The sequence below is a fragment of the Delftia sp. K82 genome (assembly GCF_002193035.1).
Lineage (GTDB): Bacteria > Pseudomonadota > Gammaproteobacteria > Burkholderiales > Burkholderiaceae_C > Comamonas > Comamonas acidovorans.
In genome coordinates this window covers 2,944-3,185 of the sequence record NZ_MYFL01000020.1, presented here as the reverse complement: position 1 = coordinate 3,185, position 242 = coordinate 2,944, and the positions used below count along the sequence as shown (strand labels likewise).

Sequence of the window (242 nt, the reverse complement as noted above, 5' to 3'; positions counted from 1 at the left end):
CGTACAGACGAAAGTACAGTGGCGCATCTCTCTAAAGATCGATGGCGCATGGCTTGCGAGGACGTGAGAAATCAACGAGTTATCTGCGTGACGGGCTGCGTGTTCAGTGGCGTTCCGCAGGAACGCCACTACACATTAGTTTTTCCGCCACTGATCTTTAGTTTTTTCGGTGCGCAGCCGCACTGGTCGGCGGCGAAGTGCGGCCTGCAGGCGCGCACAAAACTTCCGGCGAAAGGCTGGCG

1 protein-coding gene is annotated in these 242 nt (G+C 57.0%); it reads left to right on the top strand.

What is annotated here, in order from left to right; genetic code table 11:
* Positions 1-18: 18 nt before the first annotated feature.
* Positions 19-242, top strand: a 224-nt coding sequence (locus KDK82_RS33055; RefSeq protein WP_218827115.1) for a hypothetical protein, incomplete at its 3' end; no start/stop codon positions are given.